At 73.7% G+C, this 24,444-nt stretch carries 23 protein-coding genes; 15 read left to right on the top strand and 8 right to left on the bottom strand.

The genetic code is table 11. The annotated features are described in order from the left end of the window. Window positions 1-72 precede the first annotated feature (72 nt). The 3 genes from ACFQ6N_RS28945 to ACFQ6N_RS28935 form a co-directional block, all read right to left on the bottom strand. Window positions 73-648 carry a TerD family protein gene (locus ACFQ6N_RS28945; RefSeq protein ID WP_380655130.1) on the bottom strand — a complete coding sequence of 192 codons (576 nt, stop codon included), beginning with the start codon at window positions 646-648 and terminating at the stop codon, window positions 73-75. Window positions 649-870: 222 nt separating this feature from the next. Then, window positions 871-1,329: a peroxiredoxin gene (locus tag ACFQ6N_RS28940; RefSeq protein ID WP_380655128.1), complete on the bottom strand. Its 459-nt coding sequence runs from the start codon at window positions 1,327-1,329 to the stop codon at window positions 871-873. Between the two features lie 317 nt (window positions 1,330-1,646). Beyond that, window positions 1,647-2,090, bottom strand: a complete 444-nt coding sequence (locus ACFQ6N_RS28935) for a DUF3052 domain-containing protein (protein WP_380655126.1) — start codon at window positions 2,088-2,090, stop codon at window positions 1,647-1,649. 517 nt (window positions 2,091-2,607) lie between these two features. On the opposite strand from ACFQ6N_RS28935, the gene aceE reads away from it, so the two are divergent. Together aceE and ACFQ6N_RS28925 are read left to right on the top strand one after the other, a co-directional pair. Then, window positions 2,608-5,358, top strand: coding sequence for a pyruvate dehydrogenase (acetyl-transferring), homodimeric type (gene aceE / locus ACFQ6N_RS28930; RefSeq protein ID WP_380655123.1), 2,751 nt, complete (start codon window positions 2,608-2,610; stop codon window positions 5,356-5,358). Between the two features lie 189 nt (window positions 5,359-5,547). Then, window positions 5,548-5,997, top strand: coding sequence for a nitroreductase/quinone reductase family protein (locus ACFQ6N_RS28925; protein ID WP_380655120.1), 450 nt, complete (start codon window positions 5,548-5,550; stop codon window positions 5,995-5,997). A gap of 106 nt (window positions 5,998-6,103) precedes the next feature. Here ACFQ6N_RS28925 and ACFQ6N_RS28920 read toward each other — a convergent pair whose 3' ends face one another. Next, complete coding sequence (locus tag ACFQ6N_RS28920; protein ID WP_380655117.1) at window positions 6,104-7,708, bottom strand: MFS transporter; 1,605 nt, start codon at window positions 7,706-7,708, stop codon at window positions 6,104-6,106. Between the two features lie 213 nt (window positions 7,709-7,921). Here ACFQ6N_RS28920 and ACFQ6N_RS28915 point away from each other — a divergent pair, with 213 nt between their 5' ends. From ACFQ6N_RS28915 to ACFQ6N_RS28885, 7 genes are all read left to right on the top strand, one after another. Next, window positions 7,922-8,599 carry a TetR/AcrR family transcriptional regulator gene (locus ACFQ6N_RS28915; protein WP_380655114.1) on the top strand — a complete coding sequence of 226 codons (678 nt, stop codon included), beginning with the start codon at window positions 7,922-7,924 and terminating at the stop codon, window positions 8,597-8,599. 210 nt (window positions 8,600-8,809) lie between these two features. Then, window positions 8,810-10,132: a sensor histidine kinase gene (locus ACFQ6N_RS28910; RefSeq protein WP_380655111.1), complete on the top strand. Its 1,323-nt coding sequence runs from the start codon at window positions 8,810-8,812 to the stop codon at window positions 10,130-10,132. Continuing rightward, window positions 10,129-10,803 (top strand): response regulator, encoded by a 675-nt coding sequence (locus tag ACFQ6N_RS28905; protein WP_380655108.1) that lies wholly within the window; start codon window positions 10,129-10,131, stop codon window positions 10,801-10,803. The genes ACFQ6N_RS28910 and ACFQ6N_RS28905 overlap by 4 nt, the downstream gene beginning before the upstream one ends. Before the next feature lie 125 nt (window positions 10,804-10,928). Then, window positions 10,929-12,053, top strand: coding sequence for an alpha/beta hydrolase (locus tag ACFQ6N_RS28900; RefSeq protein WP_380655105.1), 1,125 nt, complete (start codon window positions 10,929-10,931; stop codon window positions 12,051-12,053). 33 nt (window positions 12,054-12,086) lie between these two features. Continuing rightward, window positions 12,087-13,316, top strand: coding sequence for an acyltransferase (locus tag ACFQ6N_RS28895; protein ID WP_380655103.1), 1,230 nt, complete (start codon window positions 12,087-12,089; stop codon window positions 13,314-13,316). Window positions 13,317-13,425: 109 nt separating this feature from the next. Continuing rightward, on the top strand, window positions 13,426-13,761 hold the full coding sequence (locus ACFQ6N_RS28890) for an MmcQ/YjbR family DNA-binding protein (RefSeq protein ID WP_380655101.1): 336 nt from the start codon (window positions 13,426-13,428) through the stop codon (window positions 13,759-13,761). A 200-nt stretch (window positions 13,762-13,961) separates the two neighbouring features. Then, entirely contained in the window at window positions 13,962-15,176 is a 1,215-nt protein-coding gene (locus ACFQ6N_RS28885) for an alpha/beta hydrolase (protein ID WP_380655099.1), read from the top strand. A 37-nt stretch (window positions 15,177-15,213) separates the two neighbouring features. On the opposite strand, the gene ACFQ6N_RS28880 is transcribed toward ACFQ6N_RS28885, so the two are convergent. Then, the gene (locus ACFQ6N_RS28880) at window positions 15,214-16,203 is read right to left on the bottom strand and encodes a helix-turn-helix transcriptional regulator (RefSeq protein WP_380655096.1); all 990 of its coding nucleotides are present in this window, start codon (window positions 16,201-16,203) and stop codon (window positions 15,214-15,216) included. A 101-nt stretch (window positions 16,204-16,304) separates the two neighbouring features. Between ACFQ6N_RS28880 and ACFQ6N_RS28875 the strand changes: the two genes are divergently transcribed. After that, window positions 16,305-16,883 (top strand): TIGR03086 family metal-binding protein, encoded by a 579-nt coding sequence (locus ACFQ6N_RS28875; protein WP_380655093.1) that lies wholly within the window; start codon window positions 16,305-16,307, stop codon window positions 16,881-16,883. 114 nt (window positions 16,884-16,997) lie between these two features. Here ACFQ6N_RS28875 and ACFQ6N_RS28870 read toward each other — a convergent pair whose 3' ends face one another. Together ACFQ6N_RS28870 and ACFQ6N_RS28865 are read right to left on the bottom strand one after the other, a co-directional pair. Continuing rightward, entirely contained in the window at window positions 16,998-18,011 is a 1,014-nt protein-coding gene (locus tag ACFQ6N_RS28870) for an aldo/keto reductase (protein ID WP_380655090.1), read from the bottom strand. After that, window positions 18,008-18,505: a MerR family transcriptional regulator gene (locus ACFQ6N_RS28865; protein WP_380655087.1), complete on the bottom strand. Its 498-nt coding sequence runs from the start codon at window positions 18,503-18,505 to the stop codon at window positions 18,008-18,010. Before ACFQ6N_RS28865 ends, ACFQ6N_RS28870 begins: the two co-directional genes overlap by 4 nt. A 158-nt stretch (window positions 18,506-18,663) precedes the next feature. Between ACFQ6N_RS28865 and ACFQ6N_RS28860 the strand changes: the two genes are divergently transcribed. After that, a complete protein-coding gene (locus ACFQ6N_RS28860) occupies window positions 18,664-19,497 on the top strand; it encodes a serine hydrolase domain-containing protein (protein ID WP_380655084.1) in 834 nt (277 codons plus the stop codon). Between the two features lie 91 nt (window positions 19,498-19,588). On the opposite strand, the gene ACFQ6N_RS28855 is transcribed toward ACFQ6N_RS28860, so the two are convergent. Then, window positions 19,589-20,365, bottom strand: coding sequence for a pirin family protein (locus tag ACFQ6N_RS28855; protein WP_380655081.1), 777 nt, complete (start codon window positions 20,363-20,365; stop codon window positions 19,589-19,591). Between the two features lie 333 nt (window positions 20,366-20,698). On the opposite strand from ACFQ6N_RS28855, the gene ACFQ6N_RS28850 reads away from it, so the two are divergent. The 4 genes from ACFQ6N_RS28850 (at window position 20,699) to ACFQ6N_RS28835 (ending at window position 24,299) form a co-directional block, all read left to right on the top strand. Continuing rightward, window positions 20,699-21,895 (top strand): PucR family transcriptional regulator, encoded by a 1,197-nt coding sequence (locus tag ACFQ6N_RS28850; RefSeq protein ID WP_380655135.1) that lies wholly within the window; start codon window positions 20,699-20,701, stop codon window positions 21,893-21,895. 91 nt (window positions 21,896-21,986) lie between these two features. Continuing rightward, window positions 21,987-22,937 carry an ACP S-malonyltransferase gene (locus ACFQ6N_RS28845; protein WP_380655078.1) on the top strand — a complete coding sequence of 317 codons (951 nt, stop codon included), beginning with the start codon at window positions 21,987-21,989 and terminating at the stop codon, window positions 22,935-22,937. Beyond that, window positions 22,934-23,977, top strand: a complete 1,044-nt coding sequence (locus ACFQ6N_RS28840; protein WP_380655075.1) for a beta-ketoacyl-ACP synthase III — start codon at window positions 22,934-22,936, stop codon at window positions 23,975-23,977. Before ACFQ6N_RS28845 ends, ACFQ6N_RS28840 begins: the two co-directional genes overlap by 4 nt. A 79-nt stretch (window positions 23,978-24,056) precedes the next feature. Then, complete coding sequence (locus ACFQ6N_RS28835; RefSeq protein ID WP_189918130.1) at window positions 24,057-24,299, top strand: acyl carrier protein; 243 nt, start codon at window positions 24,057-24,059, stop codon at window positions 24,297-24,299. Window positions 24,300-24,444: the final 145 nt, after the last annotated feature.

Raw genomic sequence — 24,444 nt, 5'->3', positions numbered from 1 at the left:
GCCCCGGACCGAAGAGGTCCGGGGCCGCCCCGGGAGCGACGCGCGGGCGGCGCCGAGGGCGCCGACGGGTGCTCAGACGTTGACGCCGAAGTCCTGTGCGATGCCGCGCAGGCCGGAGGCGTAGCCCTGGCCGATGGCGCGGAACTTCCACTCGCCGCCGTTGCGGTACAGCTCGCCGAAGACCATCGCGGTCTCGGTGGAGGCGTCCTCGGAGAGGTCGTAGCGGGCCAGCTCGGCGTTGTCGGCCTGGTTGACCACGCGGATGAACGCGTTGCGGACCTGGCCGAAGTTCTGGCCGCGGTTCTCGGCGTCGTAGATCGACACCGGGAAGACGATCTTCTCCACGTCCGCCGGGACGCCGGCCAGGTTGACCTTGATCGCCTCGTCGTCGCCCTCGCCCTCGCCGGTGAGGTTGTCGCCGGTGTGCTCGACCGAGCCGTCCGGGCTCTTCAGGTTGTTGAAGAACACGAAGTTGCCGTCCGAGGCGACCTTGCCCTGGGCGTTGCAGAGCAGGGCGCTGGCGTCCAGGTCGAAGTCCGCACCGGTGGTGGTCCGGACGTCCCAGCCCAGGCCGACGACCACGGCCGTGAGCCCGGGCGCCTCCTTGGTGAGCGAGACGTTGCCGCCCTTGCTGAGGCTGACTCCCACGTGTCCTCCAAGAATCGGGAGGCACGTCCAGTGGTGCCCCCGGTGGTGCGGTCCGGGACCCGGGAGCCGAATCGCTCCCGCGCCCCACCCCGCCAACGGCCCGAGCGTAGTACGCGGTTCCCGTCCGCACCCGTGATCGGGTCGGACACGACCGTTCGATACCCGGCCGGGCGGGTGCGGGCACCGGTCCGGGACGGCCGCCGGGCGGCTCCGGCGCGGGGCTCAGAGCCCGGCGAGGACCTTCAGGTACTCCTGCTCGTCCCGGGCGTCCGGGAGGCCGTTGACGACGCTCCAGCGCACCGTGCCCGCCGTGTCGATCACGAAGGTGCCGCGCAGCGGGCAGCCCCGCTCCTCGTCGAGGACGCCGTAGGCACGGGCGACCTCGCCGTGCGGCCAGAAGTCGGCGAGCAGCGGGAACTCCAGGCCCTCCCGGTCGGCGAGGACGCGCTGGGAGAACTGCGAGTCGCAGGAGAGGCCGAGCACCTGCACCCCGTCGTTCTGCAGCCCGGCCAGCTCGCGCTGGATCGCCCCCAGCTCGCCGGTGCAGACGCCGGTGAAGGAGAACGGGTAGAAGACCAGGACGACGTTCTTCCCGCCGCGGAAGTCGGCGAGCCGGACCGTCTCGCCGTGCTGGTTGTTGAGCTCGAAGTCCGGAGCCTGGGTGCCGACCTCGATGGCCATGAGCGGGACCTTTCTGACGCGACCGCGCCGCGCGGCGGGCGCAGCAGGCCACATCCTCGCATTCGCTTACGGACGTTCGGCCGAACGGATGAGGCGGGGCCGCCGGGCACCCTCCGCGTTCGCCCTGGGCGAACGCCCCGCCGTCCGTTCGGCCGGGGCCGGCGGCCGGGGGCAGCGACCGGGCGAAAGGCCGCACAGGGGCCGGACGGGGACCAGTCGCGGACCGGGCAGGACCGGGCGGGGCCGGACCCCCGGCATGCGTCGGGCCCCGCCGGAGGTGACTCCGACGGGGCCCGGGGCGGGGCTTCAGAACCCGTTCAGCGCTTGCCGGCGGCCGGCTTCGCCGTCGACTTGGTGGCGAGCCGGGTGGCCGCCCAGTCCTTGGCGATGTTGATCGAGCTGGTCTGCGAGAGACCCGCCGTCCGCGCCGCCTCGTTGATGTCCGAGGCTTCGATGTGGCCGTCCCGCCCGGTCTTGGGGGTCAGCAGCCAGATGACGCCGCCCTCGGCGAGGTACTCCAGCGCGTCGACGAGGGAGTCGGTGAGGTCCCCGTCGTCGTCGCGGTGCCACAGCAGGACGGCGTCCGCGACGTCGTCGTAGTCCTCGTCGACGAGATCCGTCCCGGTGATCTCCTCGATGCCCTCGCGGAGATCCTGGTCAGTGTCTTCGTCGAACCCGAGCTCCTGGACGATCTGGCCGCTCTCGAAGTTGAGACGGCTCGCCGGGTTGGACTTGTCCGCGGGGTCCGCGGTCGCGCTCACGGGAATAACCTCCAGTATTCGGCCCGGCATCCATGCCGGGGCTGTGGCCGTAGTCCACACGGGCGCGGCGGTTCGCGCAAGTACCCGACCCCCGATCCCCCCCAAAGGTTGACGTGTCGCACCGGGACACGCCGTCGGGCGTGGCGCGAATCACACCGATTTGCCCTTCTCTGCATGGGACAAGGATGCTTCGGGTGGTCCCGGCCCACAGGCCGTACGTGTGCCCGAGATGCGAACGGCATTCGGGGTCCGCGCGTGCGCGGGCGTAGAGTCTCCTGTTGGCCCTCACCCCGGCCGCCCGCCATCGGGCGGACGGGACACCAGGTCGGACCACCTCTTTTCGTAACACCCGGGGGTGTGCGGAGCGGACGGACACGCCCGCGCCGTGCACCACCAGACCGGACCGCCCACCGGGCGGATCGGTTACCGATCGGTAGAGATGACGGATCTCCGAACGCGGTAGCACGATGGAGGCGGCGCGACACACCTCAGTTTCGACCGACAGTGAAGGAACAGCGTGGCTTCCGGATCCGATCGCAACCCGATCATCATTGGCGGCCTTCCGAGTCAGGTCCCGGACTTCGATCCCGAGGAGACCGCGGAATGGCTGGAGTCGCTCGATGCGGCCATCGACGAGCGGGGGCGTGAGCGTGCCCGTTACCTGATGCTGCGGCTGATCGAGCGCGCCCGCGAGAAGCGTGTCGCCGTGCCCGAGATGCGCAGCACGGACTACGTCAACACCATCGCCACCAAGGACGAGCCGTTCTTCCCCGGCAACGAGGAGATCGAGCGCAAGATCCTGAACGCGACGCGATGGAACGCGGCCGTCATGGTCTCCCGGGCACAGCGCCCCGGCATCGGCGTCGGTGGCCACATCGCCACCTTCGCCTCCTCCGCGTCGCTCTACGACGTCGGCTTCAACTACTTCTTCCGCGGCAAGGACGCCGAGGGCGAGTCCGGCGACCAGATCTTCTTCCAGGGCCACGCCTCCCCCGGCATCTACGCCCGCGCCTTCCTGCTGGACCGACTGTCCGAGCAGCAGCTCGACGCGTTCCGCCAGGAGAAGTCGAAGGCCCCGTACGGCCTGTCCAGCTACCCGCACCCGCGGCTGATGCCGGACTTCTGGGAGTTCCCGACCGTCTCGATGGGCCTCGGCCCGCTCGGCGCGATCTACCAGGCCCGGATGAACCGCTACCTGGAGCACCGCGGGATCAAGGACACCTCCGACTCGCAGGTGTACGCCTTCCTCGGCGACGGCGAGATGGACGAGCCCGAGTCGCTCGGCCAGCTCTCCCTGGCCGCCCGCGAGGGCCTGGACAACCTGACCTTCGTGGTCAACTGCAACCTCCAGCGCCTGGACGGCCCGGTCCGCGGCAACGGCAAGATCATCCAGGAGCTGGAGTCCCAGTTCCGGGGCGCCGGCTGGAACGTGATCAAGCTGGTCTGGGACCGCAGCTGGGACCCGCTGCTCGCGCAGGACCGCGACGGCGTCCTGGTCAACAAGCTGAACACCACGGTGGACGGCCAGTTCCAGACCTACGCGACCGAGACCGGCCAGTACATCCGCGACCACTTCTTCGGCGGCGACCTCCGTCTGCGCGCCATGGTCGAGAACATGACCGACCAGCAGATCCAGCACCTGGGTCGCGGCGGCCACGACCACAAGAAGATCTACGCGGCGTTCAAGGCGGCCCGCGAGCACAAGGGCCAGCCGACGGTCATCCTCGCCCAGACGGTCAAGGGCTGGACGCTGGGCCCCAACTTCGAGGGCCGCAACGCCACCCACCAGATGAAGAAGCTGACGGTCGAGGACCTGAAGCGCTTCCGCGACCGGCTGCACCTGCCGATCACCGACAAGCAGCTCGACGAGGGCTACCCGCCCTACTACCACCCGGGCCGCGACTCGGAAGAGATCCAGTACATGCACGACCGCCGCAGCGAGCTGGGCGGCTACGTGCCCACCCGCAAGGTGCGTCCGCGTCCGCTGGAGCTGCCCGGCGACGACGCGTACAAGGCGGTCAAGAAGGGGTCCGGCAACCAGACCATCGCCACCACCATGGCGTTCGTCCGGGTGCTCAAGGACCTCATGCGGGACAAGGGCATCGGCAACCGCTTCGTGCCGATCGCGCCCGACGAGTACCGCACCTTCGGCATGGACTCGCTCTTCCCGTCGGCGAAGATCTACAACCCGCTGGGCCAGACCTACGAGTCGGTCGACCGCGACCTGCTGCTGGCCTACAAGGAGTCGCCGACCGGCCAGATGCTGCACGACGGCATCTCCGAGGCGGGCTGCACCGCCTCGCTGATCGCCGCCGGCTCCTCCTACGCCACCCACGGCGAGCCGCTGATCCCGGTGTACGTCTTCTACTCGATGTTCGGGTTCCAGCGCACCGGCGACCAGTTCTGGCAGATGGCCGACCAGCTGGCCCGCGGCTTCGTGATCGGCGCCACCGCCGGCCGCACCACCCTGACCGGTGAGGGCCTGCAGCACGCCGACGGCCACTCGCACCTGCTGGCCTCGACCAACCCCGGCGTCGTCGCGTACGACCCGGCGTACGGCTTCGAGATCGCGCACATCGTCCAGGACGGTCTGCGGCGGATGTACGGCACCAGTGCCGAGCACCCGCACGGCGAGGACGTGTTCTACTACATGACCGTCTACAACGAGCCGATCAAGATGCCGGCCGAGCCCGAGAACGTGGACGTCGAGGGCATCCTCAAGGGTCTGCACCGGTACGCGCCGGCCACCGCCGGCCAGATCCCGGCCCAGATCCTCGCCTCCGGCGTGGCCGTGCCGTGGGCCCTGGAGGCCCAGCGCATCCTCGCCGAGGAGTGGAACGTCAAGGCCGACGTCTGGTCCGCGACCTCCTGGAACGAGCTGCGCCGCGACGCGGTGGAGACCGAGGAGTTCAACCTGCTGCACCCCGAGGAGCAGCAGCGCGTGCCGTACGTCACCCGGAAGCTCCAGGGTGCCGAGGGTCCGTTCGTCGCGGTGTCCGACTGGATGCGCGCGGTGCCGGACCAGATCGCCCGCTGGGTGCCGGGCCAGTACCAGTCGCTGGGCGCCGACGGCTTCGGCTTCGCCGACACCCGCGGCGCGGCCCGTCGCTTCTTCCACATCGACGCGCAGTCGGTCGTCCTGGGCGTGCTCACCGAGCTCGCCAAGCAGGGCAAGATCGACCGCTCGGCGCTGAAGGACGCGATCGACCGCTACCAGCTGCTCGACGTGGCCGCGGCCGACCCGGGCGCCGCCGGCGGCGAGGCCTGATCGCCCGCTAGGCACTGACAGGCACTGAGGGGCCGGACTCCCGTACGGGGGTCCGGCCCTTCGGCGTCGGCCCTCCGACCCGCGGCGCCTCGGCGTCCGCCCTCCGGTGTCGTCCCGGACGGGCGGCGGCGCCGGCCGGACCCGGAAAACTGGAGCCTCACACCGGTGTCAGGGCCTACTGTCGTCGGCATGACGAACCCGACCGTGAACCACCGACACCCCGAACCCGCCGACGGCGCGGGCGAGTTCAACCGGAACGTGATCGCCGAGTTCCGCACCCGGCAGGGCGAGGTGGGCGGCGAGCTGGCCGGCGCCCCGCTGCTGCTGCTCACCGTGGTCGGCGCCCGCAGCGGCGAGCCGCGCACCACCCCGCTGGTCCACCTCACGGACGGCGGGCGGCTGGTGGTCTTCGCCTCCAACGGCGGCAGCGAGCAGGACCCGGTCTGGTACCGCAACCTGGTCGCCCACCCCGAGGTCACCGTCGAGGTCGGCGCGGAGCGCTACCCGGCCCTGGCGGCCACCGTCGACCCGGCCGAGCACGAGGCGCTCTGGGCCCGCCAGATCGCCGCCCAGCCCCAGTTCGCGGGCTACCGCACGGCGGCCCGGACGGTCCCGCTGGTGGCCCTCACCCGCGTCTGAGCACCGGGCCCGCCGGGCGGCCACGCCCGGACAGCACGACGGCCCCGGACTCGGTGGAGTCCGGGGCCGTGGCGGGCGCGGGCGCGGGTACGGGCGCGGGCGCGGGTCAGATGTGCACGGCCGGGCCCGCGTCGGTGCTGCCGCGCCGGGTGAGCAGGCCGAGCACGGCGGCGGCGAAGGCCACCACGGCGGCGACCGCGAAGGCGAGCGACATGCCGCTGACGAAGGACTCGTGGACGGCGCCGGCCATCGCGTCCACCACCTGCTGCGGGGTGCCGGCCGGGGACGGCGGGGCGATGCCGAGCTGGGCGGCCTGCTTGAGGCCCTCAGCGTCGGCGCCCTGGACCGGCGGCAGGCCCGCCTTGGCCCAGTTGCCGGGCAGCGCGTCGCCGACCTTGGCGGCCATCAGCGCGCCCAGCACCGCGGTGCCGAGGCTGCCGCCGACCTGCATCGCGGACTGCTGGAGTCCGCCGGCCACGCCGGACAGCTCCAGCGGGGCGTTGCCGACGATCACCTCGGTGGCGCCGACCATGACCGGGCTGATGCCCAGGCCCATCAGGACGAACCAGAGCGACATCACGCCGGTGCCGGAGCCGGTGTCCAGGGTGGACATGCCGAACATCGCGGTGGTGGTGATGAGCATGCCGGCCACGATCGGGATCCGCGGGCCGAGCCTGCCGATCGCGAGGCCGGCCAGCGGGGAGCCGACGATCATCATGCCGGTCATCGGCAGCAGGTGGACGCCGGCCTCGACCGGCTTCATCCCGTGCACGTTCTGCAGGTAGAAGGTCACGAAGAAGATCGCGCCGAAGAACGCGAAGGCCATCAGCACCATCAGCAGGACGCCCGCCGACAGCGGCACCGAGCGGAACAGGCTGAGCGGGATCAGCGGCTCCCGCGCCTTGCCCTGCCAGACCGCGAAGAGCACCATCAGCAGCACCGCGCCGCCCAGGTACAGCAGCGTCTTCGAGTCGCCCCAGCCCCACTCGGGGGCCTTGATGATGCCGAAGACGAGCGCGAACATCCCCACCGACAGCAGCACGATGCCGGGCACGTCGAAGGACTTGGCGGCCTTCTCGGCCCGCACGTCCCGCAGGATCCACAGGCCGAGGGCCAGCGCGATCAGGCCGACCGGGATGTTGATGAAGAACACCGACTCCCAGCTGACGTGCTCGACCAGCAGGCCGCCGACGATCGGGCCGGCCGCGGTGGAGGCGCCGATCACGCCGCCCCAGATGCCGATCGCCATGTTGAGCTTCTCGGCCGGGAAGGCCCCGCGCAGCAGGCCGAGCGCGGCCGGCTGGAGCAGCGCGCCGAACAGGCCCTGGAGCACCCGGAAGGCGATCACGGTCTGGATGTTGCCCGCGAAGCCGATCGCGGCCGAGGTGGCGGCGAAGCCGACCGCGCCGACCAGGAAGGTGTTCTTGTGGCCGAACCGGTCGCCGATCTTGCCGGCGGTGATCAGGAACACCGCCAGGGCGAGCAGGTAGCCGCTGGTGACCCACTGGATCTCGGAGGGCGCCGCGTGCAGCTTCTCCTGGATCACCGGGTTGGCGATGGCGACGATCGTGCCGTCCAGCGCGACCATCATGACGCCGACCGCGACGGTCAGCAGGGTCAGCCAGGGGTGCCCCTTGAGACCACCCCCGGACGGCGGCTTGCGCTGCGGCGGCAGGTCCGCCTCGGCGTTCTTGACGACGGACTGGCTCATCGGGGCCCTCCGGGGCGTGCTCGTTCGGAACGTGGTCGTGGCGCCCCGGCCCACCCGTCCCCACAGGTGCCCCGGCCCGACGGGCGCCACTCGCGGCAGATTATGTCAGCCACTGACATTCGGCAAACAGTGACTTCTGGCCATTACTGACATTTGTCAGACCGCTAAGGTTGTGCTCCCACCCGCCACCCCGCGCCCCGGAAGGCCCCCGCCATGGCCGCTCACCCCCCTCGTCCCACCGGCAGCCCGGAGGACCCCGGCCGGCCGCCCGGACTGCGTGAGCGCAAGAAGCAGCAGACCCGGGACTCCCTGGTCCAGGCCGCCCACGCGCTCTTCCTCGGCCAGGGCTTCGCCCGGACGACCGTCGACGAGATCGCCTCCACCGTCGACGTCTCCCAGCGCACCTTCTTCCGCTACTTCGCCAACAAGGACGAGGTCGCGCTCGCCGTCATGGCCGACGCCGAGGACTACTTCATCGAGTGCCTGCGCCGCCGCCCGGCCGAGGAGACCCCGCTCCAGGCCCTGCGCGCCTCGATCGTCCAGGCCTGGCGCGAACTCGGCGCCGAACAGCGCACCGGCCCGCACTCGATCACCACCGCCCTGGAACTGATGCGGATGATCGAGGAGACGCCCACCCTGCTCGCCGCCCACCTGCGCCGGGTCACCGAGCAGGAGCGGCTGGTCGTCCAGGTGCTCGCCGAGCGCGAGGGCGTCGACCCCGCCCGGGACCTGCGCCCCACCGTGCTCGCCGCCGTCTTCGGCAGCGTGCTGCGCGCCGCGCACCTGTCCTGGACGCCCGACCAGGAGCCCGCCGGCCCGGAGGGCATGGTCTCCGTGATCGTCCGCTACTTCGACCAGCTCGGCCCCGCCCTGGCCGAACACTGGCGCTAGCACCCGCCCGCGCCGCCGGGCCCCCGCCGCCGGGCCCGCGCCGTCGGCTCGTACGACCGGCCCGTACGACCGGCCCGCGCCACCGGCCCGTACGACCGCCGGAGGCGCCGCCCGTCATACCCGGGTATCACCCCGTACCCGGGTAGCCCCCGGAAGTTCGCGCTCCAGTGCGACGCCCGGGGCGGGCCGGCCCTCCTAGGCTGGCCCGCGATGAAGAACCTCACCGCCACCGACCTCCGCCACCACGCCCTGCGCCTGCTGCGCGCTTTCTGGCACCACCTCACCACCCCGAGCCCCGGCCACACCCCGATGCTCGGGGAGTCGCCCCGGCGCTGGGCGCGGCGACTGCCGTACGTCGTCGCGGTGATCATGCTGGCCTCGCTGATCCCCACCGGGATAGCCACCCTGGTCGGCTCCTTCGGCCTGGTGCTCCCGGTGGCCGGCGCGCTCACCGTCGCCCAGACGATGCCGCTGCTGCTCGCCATCAGCCGGCCGCTGGCCGCCTGGTGGATCAGCGCGGGCACCCTGGTCGCCACCGCCGCCATCACCGCCAGGTACGACCAGAACGGCGGCACCTGGCCGTGGACCGCGCCGATGATCCTCTCGTACGTCTTCCTGCTGGTCGCCCTCGCCCTGCGGGAGAGCCGGGCCACCCTGCTCTCGGTCTGGGCCGCCACCGTCCTGCTCACCGCGCTGACCACCACCCTCGGCCTGCCCCGGGCCGGCGACGGCACCACCATGCTGCTGATCGCCCTCAGCGGGGCCGCGCTGCTGCTCGGCTGGGCCGTCCGGGACCGCGCCGTGGCCCGCCGGCTGCTCACCGAGCAGGAGCAGATCAGCGAGTTCGAGCGGGAACGGCGCACCCTGCTGGAGGAGCGCGCCCGGATCGCCCGGGAGCTGCACGACGTGGTGGCCCACCACATGTCGGTGATCGCGGTACAGGCCGCCAGCGCGCCGTACCGGATCGCCGAGGTGCCGCCGGCGGCCGCCGAGGAGTTCACCGCGATCGCCGGGACCGCCCGCGAGTCGCTCGCCGAGATGCGCCGGCTGCTGGGCGTGCTGCGCAGCGAGGAGTCCGGCGGGGAGACGGCCCCGCAGCCCGGGGTCGGCCAACTCGCCCAGCTGGTCGAGACGGTGGGACGGGCCGGGGTGCCGGCCGAACTGACCGTGGCGGACGGCCTGGTGGAGGCCGTCCCGCAGGCCGTCGGCCTCTCCGCGTACCGGATCGTCCAGGAGGCGCTCGCCAACGTGGTGCGGCACGCCCCCGGCGCGCGGACCTGGGTCTCGCTCTCCTCGGACGGCCCGGCGCTGCTGGTCACCGTGGTCAACGCGGCCCCGCCGGAGCGCACCGAGTCACTGGAGGCCTCGGTCGAGGGCACCGGGCAGGGCCTGGTAGGAATGCGCGAACGGGTGCGGCTGGTGAATGGCAGGCTGGACACCGGTCCGCTGCCGGACGGCGGCTTCAAGGTGGCCGCCGTCCTGCCGCTCGACCCGCCCGACCGCCCAGACACCCCCCGGGAGACCACCGCATGACCATCCGCGTGATCATCGTCGACGACCAGGCCATGGTGCGCGCGGGCTTCGCCGCCCTGCTCAACGCGCAGAGCGACATCGACGTGGTGGGCGACGCGGCGGACGGCGCCCAGGCCCTGGAGGTCACCGGCCGCACCCACCCGGACGTGGTGCTGATGGACGTCCGGATGCCCGTCATGGACGGACTGGAGGCGGCCCGCCGGCTGCTCTCCCCCGCCGTGCCCGGCGCGCACCGGCCCAAGGTGCTGATGCTGACCACCTTCGACGTCGACGACTACGTGTACGAGGCGCTGCGCGCCGGGGCCAGCGGCTTCCTCCTCAAGGACGCCCCGCCCGCCGACCTGATCGCCGCGGTCCGGGTCGTCGCGGCCGGCGAGGCGCTGCTCGCCCCCTCGGTGACCCGCCGGCTGATCGAGGACTTCGCCCGCACCCGCCCGGCCAAGCGCCGCGACCCCAAGGTGCGGCTCAACGGCCTCACCCCGCGCGAGACCGAGGTGCTGGAGCTGATCGCCCGCGGCCAGTCCAACCAGGAGATAGCCGCCGGGCTGGTGCTCGCCGAACAGACCGTCAAGACCCACATCGGGCGCATCCTCGCCAAGCTCGACCTGCGCGACCGCGCCCAGGCCGTGGTGCTGGCCTACGAGTCGGGCCTGGTGACCCCCGGTCAGTGAGGGGGGTTATCCCCCTGATACCCGGGTAGCACCCGGGACTTGGCCCCGCGGTGTGACGTCCGCGGGGCCGTCGCATTCCTACCTTCCTCTCCGTCGGAACCGAACGGACGAGGGAGAAACGGGACATGCGCGGATTTCGGGCCAGGCACGCGATCGCCGCCACTGCGGTGGCCCTGGCCACAGTGCTCGGCGCCGGCGGCTGGGCCGCCGACACCCAGACCCCGGTCACCGGCCCGCCGCCCGGCAGCGCCGCCTTCGCCGCGGACGCCTCGCCCGGCCCGCGACCGCCCGACCCGGTCACCGCCTCCCCGGCCGACGTCGCCGCGTTCTTCGCCGCAGCGGCCCCGGCCCGGCAGGACGCGCTGGCCGCCCGGTACCCGCTGGTGGTCGGCAACCTGGACGGCGCCCCGGTCGCACTCCGGTACCGGGCCAACGCCCTGGCCCTCGCCGCCGAACGCACCCGCGAACTCGCCCGGGCCACCGACCCCGCCCTCACCCCGCAGGACCACCAGGCCGCCCGCACCCGCGCCGAGCGCTACCGCACCCTGCTGGACGGCGGCCGCCAGGTCCTCGCCTTCGACCCGCGCGGCCGCGGCCAGGTCGCCGAGGTGTACGGCGACCTCGCCACCGCCGCCCGCACCGCCGTGGTCGTCCCCGGCTCCGACATCGACCTGCTCTCCTTCGACCGCGCCTCCGACCCGTACGGCACCCCCGCCGGCATGGCCCAAGCGCTGTACCGGGCCACCGACGGGCGGACCGCGGTGATCGCCTGGGCCGGCTACACCACCCCGGTCGGCCTCGGCCCCGACGCCGCCACCGAGGACCTCGCCCGGGCCGGCGCCAGCCGGCTGACCCGGCTGCTCGACGGACTCGCCGCCACCACCCGCCCGCAGGCCCCGGCCACCGTGTTCTGCCACAGCTATGGCTCGGTGGTCTGCGGCCTGGCCCGCCCCACCCCCGCCCGGGCCTCCGGCGTGGTGGTCCTCGGCTCGCCCGGCATGGGCGTCGACTCGGCCGCCGACCTCGACCCCGGCGTCCCGCTCTGGGCCACCGCCCGCAACGGCTCCGACTGGATCGGCGACGTGCCCAACGTCCGGCTGCTCGGCCTCGGCCACGGCGCCGACCCGACAGCCCCCGGCTTCGGCGCCCGCCCGCTGCCCGCCACCGGATCCCACGGCCACACCGGCTACTTCGCCCCCGGCACCGCCTCGCTCGCCGCCTACGCCGCCGTCGCCCTCGGCCGCGCCTGACCGTCCGTCCGCACCGGAAGGAGCACCACCACCATGGCCAACCCCCTCGGCGCCCTGCGCCACGCCGCCCGGCAGGTCGACGCCAAGACCCCCGCCACCCGTGACCGCGCCCTGGACGGGCTGCGCGCCCTCGCCCTGCTCGCCGTGCCGGTCGGGCACTGGATGCTCGGCGGCTTCACCCTCTCCGCCGACGGCGCCCTGCACAACGCCAGCCCGCTCTCCTCGCTCGGCTTCTTCGCCCCGCTCAGCTGGGGCCTCCAGATGCTCGGGGTGTTCTTCCTGGTCGGCGGCCACTCCTCGGTCCGCTCCCTGGAACGGGCCCGCGCCCGGAGCGTGACCCCCGGCGACTGGCTGCGCGGCCGTACCGTCCGGCTGCTGCGGCCGGTGCTCGGCGTGGCGGCCGTCTGGGCGCTGCTGATCCCGCTGCTGCCCGCGCTCGGCGTCCCCGACGACACCGTGCGCACCGGCGCGACGCTGGTGGTGCAGCCGCTCTGGTACATCGCGGTCTACCTGGGGCTGACCGCGCTCACCCCGCTCTGCGTGGCCGCCGGGCGCCGGCTGGGCGGCTGGTCGGCGGGCCTGCTGGTGGCCTCGGTCGCCGCCGTCGACCTGCTGCGGTACGGGCCGTGGGCCGAGGCCGTGCCGTCCTGGGTCGCGCTGCTGAACATCCTGCCGGGCTGGCTGTTCGGCTACCAGCTGGGCGTGCTCTGGGCGCAGGGCCGGCTCGGCCGCCCGGCGGCCCGGGTGCTGCTGCTCGGCGGCGGCGCGCTGTTCGCCGTACTGCTGGTGGTGTTCCACTACCCGGCCAGCATGGTCGGCGTGCCCGGGGTCGAGCGCACCAACTCGCACCCGCCGTCCCTGCTGGTGCTCGCCCTGGCGGCGGTCCAGTGCGGCGCCGCGGTGCTGCTGCGGGAGCGGCTGGGCCGGCTGCTGACCCGCCGTCCGCTGCTGTGGCTGCCGGTGGTGGCGGTCAACCTGTCGGCGATGACGATCTTCTGCTGGCACCAGAGCGCGATGCTCGCGGTGGCGGTGCCCGGCGCGGCCGGCCTGGGCGCCGTCCCGGGGCTGACCACCGCGCCGGACTCGCTCGGCTGGGTGGCCGCCCGGCTGGCGCTGCTTCCGCTGTTCGGGGCGGCGCTGGTGGCGATCGGGTGGTTCACCCGGCGGTTCGACGGGCCGTGGACGTCCTTCTCCCGGGCCGGGAAGGCGGTGGCCGGCGCGGCGGCGGCGCTGTTCGCGGCGTACGCGCTGGGCGTGGTGTGACGGAACGAGGCACAGCAGGGGCGTGGACCGGCCGGTCCACGCCCCTTCGGCGTCTCCCGCGCCCTCGCGCCGGGGGCGCGTTGTCGGTGCCCTGCTCTACCCTGCCGCCATGGTGACGTTCGACGAGTTCCGCGCGATGGCCCTGGCCCTGCCGGAGGCCGCCCAGGAGCCGACCTGGGACATCGAGACGCTGCGGGTCCGCGGCCGGATCTTCGCGATGGGCGCGCCCGACGGCGACCGCGTCACCGTCAAGGCCTCGCGCGAGGACCAGGCCGAACTGCTCGCTGCCGAGCCCGAGGTGTTCTCCTCCGCCCCCTACGTCGGGCGGCACGGCTGGGTGAGCGTCCGGCTCGGCCTGGTCGACGCGGAGGAGCTGCGCGACCTGGTCACCGAGGCCTGGCGGCGGACGGCGCCGAAACGGCTGGTCCGGGCGTTCGACGCCTGAGCGGACAGCCGTACGGGGCACGGTCCGAACCACTGGGAGACGTCGGGCGGACACCCCCGGTTCATGTGATCCATCCCACAGTTTAGCCGCGCCCGCCACCCCTTCGGGCGCCCTAGGCTTGCGCAGGGAAGTCAGCAGTTCTATCGCACCCTCCGGGCACCGCCCGCGAAACGGTGACGGGCCCCAAGGGAGTTGGTGCGGTGCGCAACCGTCGACGCTGGAAGCGGGTACTGGTCGGGGCGTTCGCGGGCTGCGCCGTGCTCGCCGACGCCGGCGCCTCGGCCGCCGCCGCCGCGGTCTCCTCCGAGCAGCTGGCGATCTCCACGCCTCCGGCCGGCAGTGCCGCCTGGATCCAGGACCACTCGTTCGGCCGCGTCCTGCCCGACCCGGCCACCACCACCCCGGCCGCCGCCGCCGCGTTCTTCGCGTCGCTCGCGCCCACCGAGCTGGACCGGCTGATCCAGGAGTACCCGCTCGTCGTCGGCAACTACGACGGCGCCCCGCTGGAGCTGCGCTACCGCGCCAACCGGATCGCCCTGGCCGCCGAGCGCGACGCCGCCCTGGGCCGCGCCGCCGACCGCAAGCTCGACTCCGACACCCGCGCCCTGGCCGTCTCCCGCGCCAACGACGTCGACCACCTGCTCGCCCCCGGCCGGCAGGTCCTGGCCTTCGACCCGCGCGGCCGCGGCCTGGTCACCGAGGTGTGGGGCGACCTCGCCGACGCCGAACGGGTCTCCGTGCTCGTCCCCGGCTCGGACGCCGACCTCGGCCACTTCGACCAGACCGCCGAGCCGCTGCGCTCGCCCGCCGGCATGGCCCGCGCCCTGTACGCCGAGGAGCAGCGCCAGGCGCCCGGCACCCGGACCGCCGTGATCTCCTGGACCGGCTACGTCACCCCCTCCGGTCTCGGCCCGGACGCGGCCACCTCCCGGCTCGCCGACGTCGCCGCGCCCCGGCTGGAGCGGCTGCTCGCCGGGCTCAAGGAGACCACCCGGCCGGACGCGCCCCCGTCGCTGCTCTGCCACTCGTACGGCTCGGTGGTCTGCGGCACCGCCGCCCCGAAGATCCCGCGCGCGGCCTCCTCGCCGTCCGACACCTCGGGCATCACCGACATGATGGTGTTCGGCAGCCCCGGCATGGGCGTGCAGAGCACCGCCGACCTCGGCGACGGCGTGCACGTCTGGGCCGCCCGCAACCCCAGCGACTGGATCGGCAACGTCCCGTTCCTGGAGGTCGGCAAGCTCGGCCACGGCGCCGACCCGACCGGCGGCGGCTTCGGCGCCGAGCAGATCTCCTCGGCCCGCGCGGTCGGCCACAACGGGTACTTCACCGAGGGCACCGACAGCCTGCACAACTTCGCGGCGATCTCGCTCGGCGACTACCCGGACGTGGTCCGCACCACCCCCAACTCCTAACCACGGCCCAGCCGTCGAGCCGTCACGGCCGGCCGCACTACGACGGCTGCTCGTGGTACAGCCGCAGCGCCTCCGCCGCCGCCCGGGCCAGCTCGCGCCGGGCGGCCGGCGGGGCCAGCACCTCGACGTCCGCGCCGAGGGCCAGCAGCGAACGGGCCGCCGCCGGGGCCGGGAAGACCATCGCCACCTCCACCCAGTCCTCGGCCGGCCCGATGCCCGCCTCCGGCGGCTGCGCGGCGACCCGCCCGCCGTGGATGCGCAGGAACAGGTCCAGCCGCCCGCGCCGGACCCGGACCCGCACCGGCACCTCCTTGGGCAGCCGCTCGATCTGGTCGCGCAGCACCGCCCACACGTCGCCGAGCCCCACCCCGGACCGGCGGCGCACCACCTCCTCGGTGGTCTCGGCGGCCAGTACCCGGTCGGCCCGGAACAGCCGGGGCTCCCCGTTCAGGTCGGCCACCAGGTACCAGACCGCGGCCTTGCTCACCAGCCCGTACGGGTCGACGGTGTACTCCACCGGCGCGGGCGTGCCGCTGTGCCGGTAGCGCAGCCGCAGCCGCCGGTCGGCGAAGACCGCGTACTGCAGCTCGCCCAGGTCCGGCCCGGCCCCGGCGGGGGACGCGGTGCCGTGCATCCACCGGGCCGGGTCGACCAGGATCCGCTCGCTGATCCGTTCGGCGGCCGGGCGGTGCGGGGCGGGCAGGGCCGCCATCACCTTGCGCAGCGCCGAGCCGAGCGCGCCGTCCAGCCCGAGGTCGCTGTGGGCGCCCTGGGCGGAGAGCACGAACAGCGCCCGGGCCTCGTCGGCGGTCAGCCCGGTGACGTCGGTGCGGTAGCCGGGCAGCAGGCCGATGCCGCCGTGCCGGCCGCGTTCGGTGAACACCGGCACCCCGGCGGCGGAGAGCGACTCCACGTCGCGGTAGATGGTGCGGACGGACACCTCCAGCCGCTCGGCGAGCTCGGTGGCGGACACCTGGCCGCGGGTCTGGAGCAGCAGGAGGATGGAGAGCAGGCGGTCGGCCTTCATGCGCCAAGAATCCCAGTAATCCTGACGGCACTTGTCAGGTTTTACTGGGAGATTGCGTTCCGAGCCCGAAAGACAGCCCTACAACGGGGAGTTGACCGCACATGAACGCCGTCCAGGACGCCCGCCCGCAGTACCTGCTCGCCCTCGACCAGCTGGAGAAGCTGGTCGCCACGATCACCCCGGCCGACCTCGGCCGGCCCACCCCGTGTACCGGGTTCACGCTGCGCGAGCTGCTGAACCACGTGGTCGGCGGCATCCACCGCTTCGCCTACCTGGGCGAGGGCGGCCGCTACGAGGACATCGTGCCGGCCGTCGAGGACCCCTCGGACCAGGGCTGGCCGGCCGCGCTGGGCCGGGCCCGCGCCCGGGCGGCGGCCGCCTGGGCGGACGACGCCAAGCTCGGCCGCCCGACCTTCGCGCCCTGGGGCGAGGTGCCCGGCGGCGCCGCGGTCGGCGGCTACCTGATGGAGGCGGTGACCCACACCGGCGACATCGCCACCAGCCTGGACAACGGCTTCGCGCCGGACGACGCCCTGGCAGGGGCCGCCCTGGCCATCGCCCGGGCCGTCCTGCCGCCCGAGAGCCGCGTCGAGGGCGGCCCGTTCGCCGAGGTCCAGCCGGTCGCCGAGGACGCCGACGTGCACGCCCGACTGGCCGCCTGGATGGGCCGCAGGCCCTGAGCGGCGGGCAGCCCCCAACGGACGGCGCACAACGGACGGCACAGAACGGACGACGGACAACGGACGACGGGCCCGGGGCGTCGGCGACACCCCGGGCCCGCTGCCCGCGGCCGGCTACTCCCGGCCGACCGAGGTGAAGCTCATGTCCGCGTAGCGGTCCCCCGCCACCCGCCCGGACACCGGCTCCAGCAGCGCCAGCTCCTCGGCGGTGAGCCGCAGCGTCGCCGCCGCGGTGTTCTCGGCGAGGCGGCTGCGCTTGCGGGTGCCCGGGATCGGCACGACGGTGAGCCCGTGCACCTCGGCCCGCTGGTGCACCCAGGCCAGCGCGACCTGGGCGAGCGTCACACCGTGGGCCGCCGCGATCTCCCGCAGCGGGGCGAGCAGTTCGACGTTGGCGGCCGCGTTGTCGCCGGTGTAGCGCGGGTGGGTGCGCCGGAAGTCACTGTCGGCGAGCTTCCCGGCGTCCTGGAAGGCGCCGGTGAGGAAGCCCCGCCCGAGCGGCGAGTACGGCACGAAGGTGACGCCCAGCTCCGCCGCGGCCGGCACCGCCGAACGCTCGACGTCGCGGGCGAACACCGACCACTCGGACTGCAGCGCGGCGATCGGGTGGACCGCGTGCGCCTCGCGCAGCTCGGCCCCGGTCACCTCGGACAGGCCGAGGTGGCGCACCTTCCCGGCCCGGACCAGGTCGGCCATCGCGCCGACGGACTCGGCCAGCGGGACGTCCGGGTTGCGGCGGTGCATGTAGTACAGGTCGATCTCGTCCACGCCGAGGCGGCGCAGCGAGGCGTCGGCGGCGGCCCGGATGTACGCCGGGTCGTTGCGGATGCCGCGCCGGGTCGGGTCGTCCTCCGAGCGCTCGATGGCGAACTTGGTGGCGATCACCACCTTGTCGCGGTTGGCCCGGACGAACGGGCCGACGAACTCCTCGTTGCGGCCGAAGCCGTACATGTCGGCGGTGTCGTAGAGGGTGACGCCGGCTTCCAGCGCGGCGTCCAGGGTGGCGAGCGCCTCGTCGGCGTCGGTCGGGCCGTAGAACTCGCTCATGCCCATGCAGCCGAGGCCCTGGACGCCCACCAGCGGGCCGGCGGTGCCGAGTTCGACGGTGGGAAGGAGGGGGTGGGTCATGCGCTCTGCACTTCCTCTTCACGGTTGTACTGGCGGTGGGCCGGGGCGCTTGCGGCGACCTTCCCGGCGTAGAGGTCGATCTTGTAGTCGAGGACGGTGAGGGTGGCCTGGAGGTCGGCGATCCGCTGCCGCACCTCTTCGCGCTGGGCCTCCAGCAGCAGGCGCCGCCCCTCGTAGGTCCGTTCGCCCTGGCGGGCCATGTCCACGTACTTGAGCATGTCCGCCACGGACATGCCGGTCAGCCGCAGCCGGCCCAGGAAGGCCAGCCGGTGCAGGTCGGCGTCGCAGTAGCGGCGCTGCCCGCCGACCGCGCGGTCGACCGGGTCGAGCAGGCCGATCCGCTCGTACCAGCGCAGGGTGTGGGCGGTCAGCCCGCTGGCGGCGGCGACCTCGCTGATGGTGTGCCGCGGGGTCCGGTCCGGATCGCCGACCGGGCTGCTGTACACCTCGGTGCAGCTGCGCAGGTCGATCTCGATTCGTGCGGGTGTGGCCATCGGACGTTCTCCCCCTGTCTGGTGCGACGGGAACGACGCTACCGAGTTGGAGTGCACTCCAAGCAAGCCCGGCGGGCCCCGCAGCCGGGTGCCCCCGCCACCAGGTTCTGTCCGGCCGGACAGAACCCAGTCTCCCGCCACGGCTACAGTCGGGCCCCATGAAGAGCTTGCGTGTGATCGAGAACTGGCCGGTGCCCCATGCCGCGGCGGCGGTGGTCCGGGGGGCCGACGGCGCGGTGCTGGGCGCGCACGGGCCGCAGCAGCACCTGTTCCCGCTGGCCTCGGTGACCAAGCTGCTCACCTCGTACACGGCGCTGGTCGCGGTCGAGGAGGGCGTGTTCGACCTGGACGACCCGGCCGGGCCGCCCGGCGCGACCGTCCGCCACCTGCTGGCGCACACCTCCGGCCTGGGCTTCGACGAGGACCGGGTGTTCGCCGAGCCCGGCAACCGCCGGCTGTACTCCAACGCGGGCTTCGACGTGCTGGCCCGGACGCTGTCCGAGGCCGCCGGGATCGAGTTCTCCCGCTACGTCGCCGAGGCGGTGTTCGAGCCGCTGGGCATGACCGACACCCTGATCAACACCGCGCACAAGTCCCCGGCCGGCGCCGGCGGCCTGTCCACCGTCGCCGACCTCGCCCGGTTCGCCGCCGAGCTGCAGTCGCCCAAGCTGCTGGACCCGTCCACCGTCCGGCAGGCCACCCGCGAGGTCGCCTTCCCCGGCACCGGCGGAGTGCTGCCCGGCTACGGCCACCGCCGCCCGAACGACTGGGGCCTGGGCTTCGAGATCCGCGACGGCAAGACCCCGCACTGGACCGGCGCCGCCAACTCCCCCGCCACCTTCGGCCACTTCGGCCAGTCCGGCACCTTCCTGTGGGTCGACCCGCGGGCGGGCGTGGCCTGTGTCGCCCTCGCCGACCGGGACTTCGGCCCGTGGGCGGCGGAGGTCTGGCCGGCCCTCTCCGACGCGGTGCTCGCCGAACTCGCCGGCTGACCCGGCCCTGGCAGGATCCCGACGGACGGGCGGGCCCGTGGACGGGCGGGCCCACCCGTCGTCGAACGGGCCCACCCGTCGTCGAACGGGCCTACCCGTACGAGACCGGCGAGTGCATCTCCCAGAGCAGGAGTTCCGCGCCGGTCTCGCCCGCCGTCGGGTCGGCGAAGGCCTCGCCGGTGATCCGCACGCTGTCGCCGGGCACCATCGAGCGGCCGCCGCCCTTGGGCCCGGGGATCGTCCGGTAGCCCAGCGAGCCGGCCGTCAGGTGCGCGTACCGCCAAGGGGCCTCGGGCAGCGCGGGCAGCGGCTGCCACGGGCCGGCGGTGGCCAGCCAGAGCGCGGCGTCGCGGCGGCGCAGCCGCAGGGCGTCCGTCCCGGCGTCGCGCTCCAGCCCGGAGGCGAGCAGCGTCAACCCGCCGTCCGCCGGTTCCACCCCGCGCAGCCCGTACACCGGCGGCGCGTCGAACTCGTCCGGCTGGAGCCACATCTGGACGAAGCGGACCGGGACGGTGGCACCACCGACGTTGCGCTCGGTGTGGGTGACGCCGGAGCCCGCGCCGAGGTGCTGGATCATCCCCGGCCGGACCACCCCGCCGTGGCCGTGGGAGTCCCGGTGGGCCAGGGCGCCCTCCAGTACCCAGGTGAGGATCTCGGTGTCCCGGTGCTTGTGCTCGTCGAACCCGGCACCGGGGGCGAGGAGTTCCTCGTTGCACGCGAGCAGCGCGCCGAAGTGGGTGTTCCTGGGGTCGTAGTGACCGGAGAAGGAGAAGGCGTGGCGGGTCTCGATGCCCTCCGCGGGGGTGGAGCGGTAGCGCTCGGCGGTGCGGCGCAGGTCGGCGCGGGGGCGGTCAGCGGCGTCGGTCACGCGCCCCACCGTAGCCTCCGCACCGGCCCGCTCCGGGCGCTCGGGAGCGGGTGCCGGCGTTCTTCCCCCCGGCGCTCCCTCCGGCGCTCCTCCGCCGCCCGCCGCCCACCGCTCCCGGCTCCGACGCGCCCTCCGAGGCGCGACTGTGACCCTTGCCACCGTGCCGCTCCGCCGGGGGGTGTGCACGAGCAGTCACTCGCGTGAGGCAGTCTTGTCCTTGTGCCAGCCGCTTCCGCGAACTCCAAGAGCGAACCCAGTCCCGCCCCCGAACCGGCCGGGAAGAGCCCGGCTCCCCGGACCGCCCGCGACCGCCCCGGTCGCCCCGCGCCCCGGCTGACGGCCCAGGAGCGCAGAAACGCCGCCGAGCGCGCCGAGCGCCGGGCCGCGACGCTCAAGCGGCTGGAGAAGTCCTCGGGCAAGCTGGCCACCGCCGCGATCTCGCGGATGGACGACCAGCTCGGCTGGTACCGGCGGATGCCGCCGGAGCACCGCTCCTGGATCGGCCTGGTCGCCCAGGCCGGTATCGCCGCCTTCACCGAGTGGTACCGCCACCCGGAGGCCGCCCGGGCGATCTCCACCGACGTCTTCGGCACCGCCCCGCGCGAGCTGACCCGGGCGATCACCCTGCGCCAGACCGTGGAGCTGATCCGCACCACGATCGAGGTGATGGAGGAGGCCATCGAGGAGGTGGCCGCCCCCGGCGACGAGGCGGACATGCGCGAGTCGGTGCTGGTCTACGCCCGGGAGATCGCCTTCGCGACCGCCCAGGTGTACGCCCAGGCGGCCGAGGCGCGCGGCGCCTGGGACGCCCGGCTGGAGGCGCTGGTGGTCAACTCGCTGCTGTCCGGCGACGCCGACGAGGGCGTGCTCTCCCGCGCCGCGGCGCTCGGCTGGGGCCAGCCCAGCCAGGTCCGGGTGGTGATGGGCAGCGCCCCGGACGGCGACAGCGAGCTGGTCGTCGAGGCGATCCGCCGGGCCGCCCGGTACGCCAAGCTGAACGTGCTGACCGGGGTGCTGGGCAAGCGCCTGGTGGTCGTGGTCGGCGGCGAGAAGGAGCCGGTGCACGCCGCCCGGGCGCTGATCGGCCAGTTCGCGCCGGGCCCGGTGGTGATCGGCCCGACCGTGCCCGACCTGCTGTCCGCGACCCGCTCGGCGCACGCCGCCGCAGCCGGGCTGCGCGCCTGCGCCGCCTGGCCGGACGCCCCCCGCCCGGTGCTGGCGGACGACCTGCTGCCCGAACGGGCCCTGGCCGGCGACCAGGCCGCCCGCCGCCAGCTGGTGGAGGAGATCTACACACCGCTGGACGAGGCGGGCTCCGCGCTGCTGGAGACGCTGAGCGTCTACCTGGAGCAGGCCTCCTCGCTGGAGGGCGCGGCCCGGATGCTCTTCGTCCACCCCAACACGGTGCGCTACCGGCTACGACGTGTGACCGACGTCACGGGGTACGCCCCCTCCGACGTACGTTCGGCGTTCACCCTGCGGATCGCACTGGCCCTCGGCCGACTCACCGCCGCCGGGGAGCCCGGCTGAGCCGGAGTGTAGGGACCATACAATCCCGGATGGTTTTCTTCGTTACCGTCGCCTACCCGCCCCTGGGCGCCTGGCGAGAGAGGGTTGAACCGTGCTCGTAATCGTCGCCCCTGGACAGGGTGCCCAGTCCCCCGGATTCCTCAGCTCCTGGCTGGAGCTCGACGGTGTCGCCGACCGCCTGCGCGGCTGGTCGGAGGCCGCCGGGCTCGACCTGGTGCACGCCGGAACCGAGGCGTCCGCCGAGGAGATCAAGGACACCGCCGTCGCCCAGCCGCTGCTGGTCGCGGCCGGCCTGGTGACCGCCCGTGCGCTCTTCCCGGACGAGGAGCTCGCCCGCAAGCAGGTCGGCGCCGTGGCCGGCCACAGCGTCGGCGAGATCACCGCCGCCGCCGGTGCCGGAGTGCTCAGCGCCCACGACGCGCTGGCCTTCGTCCGTGAGCGCGGCCGGGCCATGGCCTCGGCCGCCGCCGTCACCGAGACCGGCATGACCGCCGTCCTCGGCGGCGACCCGGAGCTGGTCGCCGCGAAGCTGGCCGAACACGGCCTGACCGCGGCCAACAACAACGGCGGCGGCCAGATCGTCGCCGCCGGCACGCTGGCCCAGCTGGAGGCGCTGAAGGCGGACCCGCCGACCGGCGCCAAGCTGATCGCCCTGAAGGTCGCCGGCGCGTTCCACACCGAGCACATGGCCCCCGGCGTCGAGCGGCTGGCCGAGCTGGCCCCGACCCTGGCCGCGGCCGACCCGCAGGTCCGCTTCGTCTCCAACAAGGACGGCGAGGTGGTCGGCTCCGGCGCCGAGGTGCTGGCGCGCCTGGTGTCGCAGGTCTCCAACCCGGTCCGCTGGGACCTGTGCATGGAGACGCTCGGGCAGCTGGGCGCGACGGCCGTGATCGAGCTGTCCCCCGCGGGCACGCTCACCGGGCTGCTCAAGCGCAACCTCAAGGGTGTGGCCACGCTCGCCCTCAAGACCCCCGCCGATCTGGACAAGGCCCGCGCGCTCGTCGCGGAGCACGGCGGTCAGGAGCAGGAGTTCAAGGCATGACCAAGCCCCAGATCCGTCCCGCCACGGGTGCGCAGTACTCGCGCATCCTCGGCGTCGGCGGCTACCGCCCGGTCCGGGTGGTTCCCAATGCCGAGGTCCTGGAGTGGATCGACTCCTCGGACGAGTGGATCCGCACCCGCAGCGGGATCGCCGAGCGGCGCTGGGCCGGCCCGGAGGAGACCGTCTCCGAGATGTCGGTGCAGGCCGCCGGGAAGGCGATCGCCCAGGCCGGGATCTCCGCCGACCGGATCGGCGGCGTGATCGTCGCGACCGTCTCGCATTTCAAGCAGACCCCCGCGATCGCCACCGAGATCGCCGAGCGGCTCGGTTGCGGCACCGCCCCGGCCTTCGACATCTCGGCCGCGTGCGCCGGCTTCGGCTACGGCCTGGGCCTGGCCGACGGCATGATCCGCGGCGGCAACGCCGAGTACGTGCTGGTGATCGGCGTCGAGCGGCTCAGCGACCTGACCGACCAGTCGGACCGCTCGACCGCCTTCATCTTCGGCGACGGCGCCGGCGCCGTGGTCGTCGGTCCGTCCGACACCCCCGGCATCGGCAAGCTGATCTGGGGCTCGGACGGCTCGCAGGCGGACGTGATCACCCAGACCGAGGCCTGGGACACCGCCTTCGCCAAGCCCGACGCCGTCAACGGTCCGGGCGAGCGCCCGGACCAGGGCGTCAAGTGGCCTGCCCTGCGGATGGACGGCCAGCCGGTCTTCCGCTGGGCGGTCTGGGAGATGGCCAAGGTGGCCCAGCAGGCCCTGGACGCCGCCGGGGTGACCGCCGACCAGCTCGGCGCGTTCATCCCGCACCAGGCCAACATGCGGATCACCGACGCCATGATCAAGGCCCTCAAGCTGCCGGAGTCGGTGCCGGTTGCCCGTGACATCGCGGAGACCGGCAACACCTCCGCCGCCTCCATTCCGCTCGCGATGGAGCGCATGCTGGAGACCGGCGAGGCCCACAGCGGCGACCTGGCGCTGATCATCGGGTTCGGGGCGGGTCTCGTGTACGCCGCAGCAGTCGTTACGCTCCCCTAGGCGCGTTTCGCCCAAAGACCCACAAGCCTGTGCCCGGCCGCCGGCCGGACACGTTCAACACTGAAGAGGAGCAGCCAGTATGGCTACCAAGGACGAGGTCCTGGAAGGTCTCGCCGAGATCGTCAACGAGATCGCCGGTATCCCGACCGAGGATGTCGCGCTCGACAAGTCCTTCACCGATGACCTGGACGTCGACTCGCTGTCCATGGTCGAGGTCGTCGTGGCCGCCGAGGAGCGCTTCGACGTCAAGATCCCGGACGACGAGGTCAAGAACCTGAAGACCGTGGGCGACGCCGTGGACTACATCCTCACCAACGCCTGAGCGATCGACTCGTTCGATTCGGCCAGTCCGTCCGGCGTGCCACACGCCTCCGACGGCTGACCTGTCGGGGGGGGGCCCCGCCCCGGGGGGGGGGGGGCGGGGCCCCCCCCCGGGGGGGGGGGGGGGCGGCCGGCCCCGGCCCGGG

The organism is Kitasatospora sp. NPDC056446, assembly GCF_042796115.1.
Taxonomy (GTDB): Bacteria; Actinomycetota; Actinomycetes; order Streptomycetales; family Streptomycetaceae; genus Kitasatospora.
This window is presented reverse-complemented; position numbering and strand designations above follow the sequence as displayed.

Coding starts and splice junctions, on each gene's coding strand:
- ACFQ6N_RS28840 (WP_380655075.1), top strand. CDS start 22,934: ATGACCAAGCCCCAGATCCGTCCCGCCACGGGTGCGCAGTACTCGCGC.
- ACFQ6N_RS28860 (WP_380655084.1), top strand. CDS start 18,664: ATGAAGAGCTTGCGTGTGATCGAGAACTGGCCGGTGCCCCATGCCGCG.
- ACFQ6N_RS28870 (WP_380655090.1), bottom strand. CDS start 18,011: ATGACCCACCCCCTCCTTCCCACCGTCGAACTCGGCACCGCCGGCCCG.
- ACFQ6N_RS28875 (WP_380655093.1), top strand. CDS start 16,305: ATGAACGCCGTCCAGGACGCCCGCCCGCAGTACCTGCTCGCCCTCGAC.
- ACFQ6N_RS28895 (WP_380655103.1), top strand. CDS start 12,087: ATGGCCAACCCCCTCGGCGCCCTGCGCCACGCCGCCCGGCAGGTCGAC.
- ACFQ6N_RS28920 (WP_380655117.1), bottom strand. CDS start 7,708: ATGAGCCAGTCCGTCGTCAAGAACGCCGAGGCGGACCTGCCGCCGCAG.
- ACFQ6N_RS28915 (WP_380655114.1), top strand. CDS start 7,922: ATGGCCGCTCACCCCCCTCGTCCCACCGGCAGCCCGGAGGACCCCGGC.
- ACFQ6N_RS28890 (WP_380655101.1), top strand. CDS start 13,426: ATGGTGACGTTCGACGAGTTCCGCGCGATGGCCCTGGCCCTGCCGGAG.
- ACFQ6N_RS28910 (WP_380655111.1), top strand. CDS start 8,810: ATGAAGAACCTCACCGCCACCGACCTCCGCCACCACGCCCTGCGCCTG.
- ACFQ6N_RS28905 (WP_380655108.1), top strand. CDS start 10,129: ATGACCATCCGCGTGATCATCGTCGACGACCAGGCCATGGTGCGCGCG.
- ACFQ6N_RS28900 (WP_380655105.1), top strand. CDS start 10,929: ATGCGCGGATTTCGGGCCAGGCACGCGATCGCCGCCACTGCGGTGGCC.
- ACFQ6N_RS28880 (WP_380655096.1), bottom strand. CDS start 16,203: ATGAAGGCCGACCGCCTGCTCTCCATCCTCCTGCTGCTCCAGACCCGC.
- ACFQ6N_RS28925 (WP_380655120.1), top strand. CDS start 5,548: ATGACGAACCCGACCGTGAACCACCGACACCCCGAACCCGCCGACGGC.
- ACFQ6N_RS28865 (WP_380655087.1), bottom strand. CDS start 18,505: ATGGCCACACCCGCACGAATCGAGATCGACCTGCGCAGCTGCACCGAG.
- ACFQ6N_RS28835 (WP_189918130.1), top strand. CDS start 24,057: ATGGCTACCAAGGACGAGGTCCTGGAAGGTCTCGCCGAGATCGTCAAC.
- ACFQ6N_RS28940 (WP_380655128.1), bottom strand. CDS start 1,329: ATGGCCATCGAGGTCGGCACCCAGGCTCCGGACTTCGAGCTCAACAAC.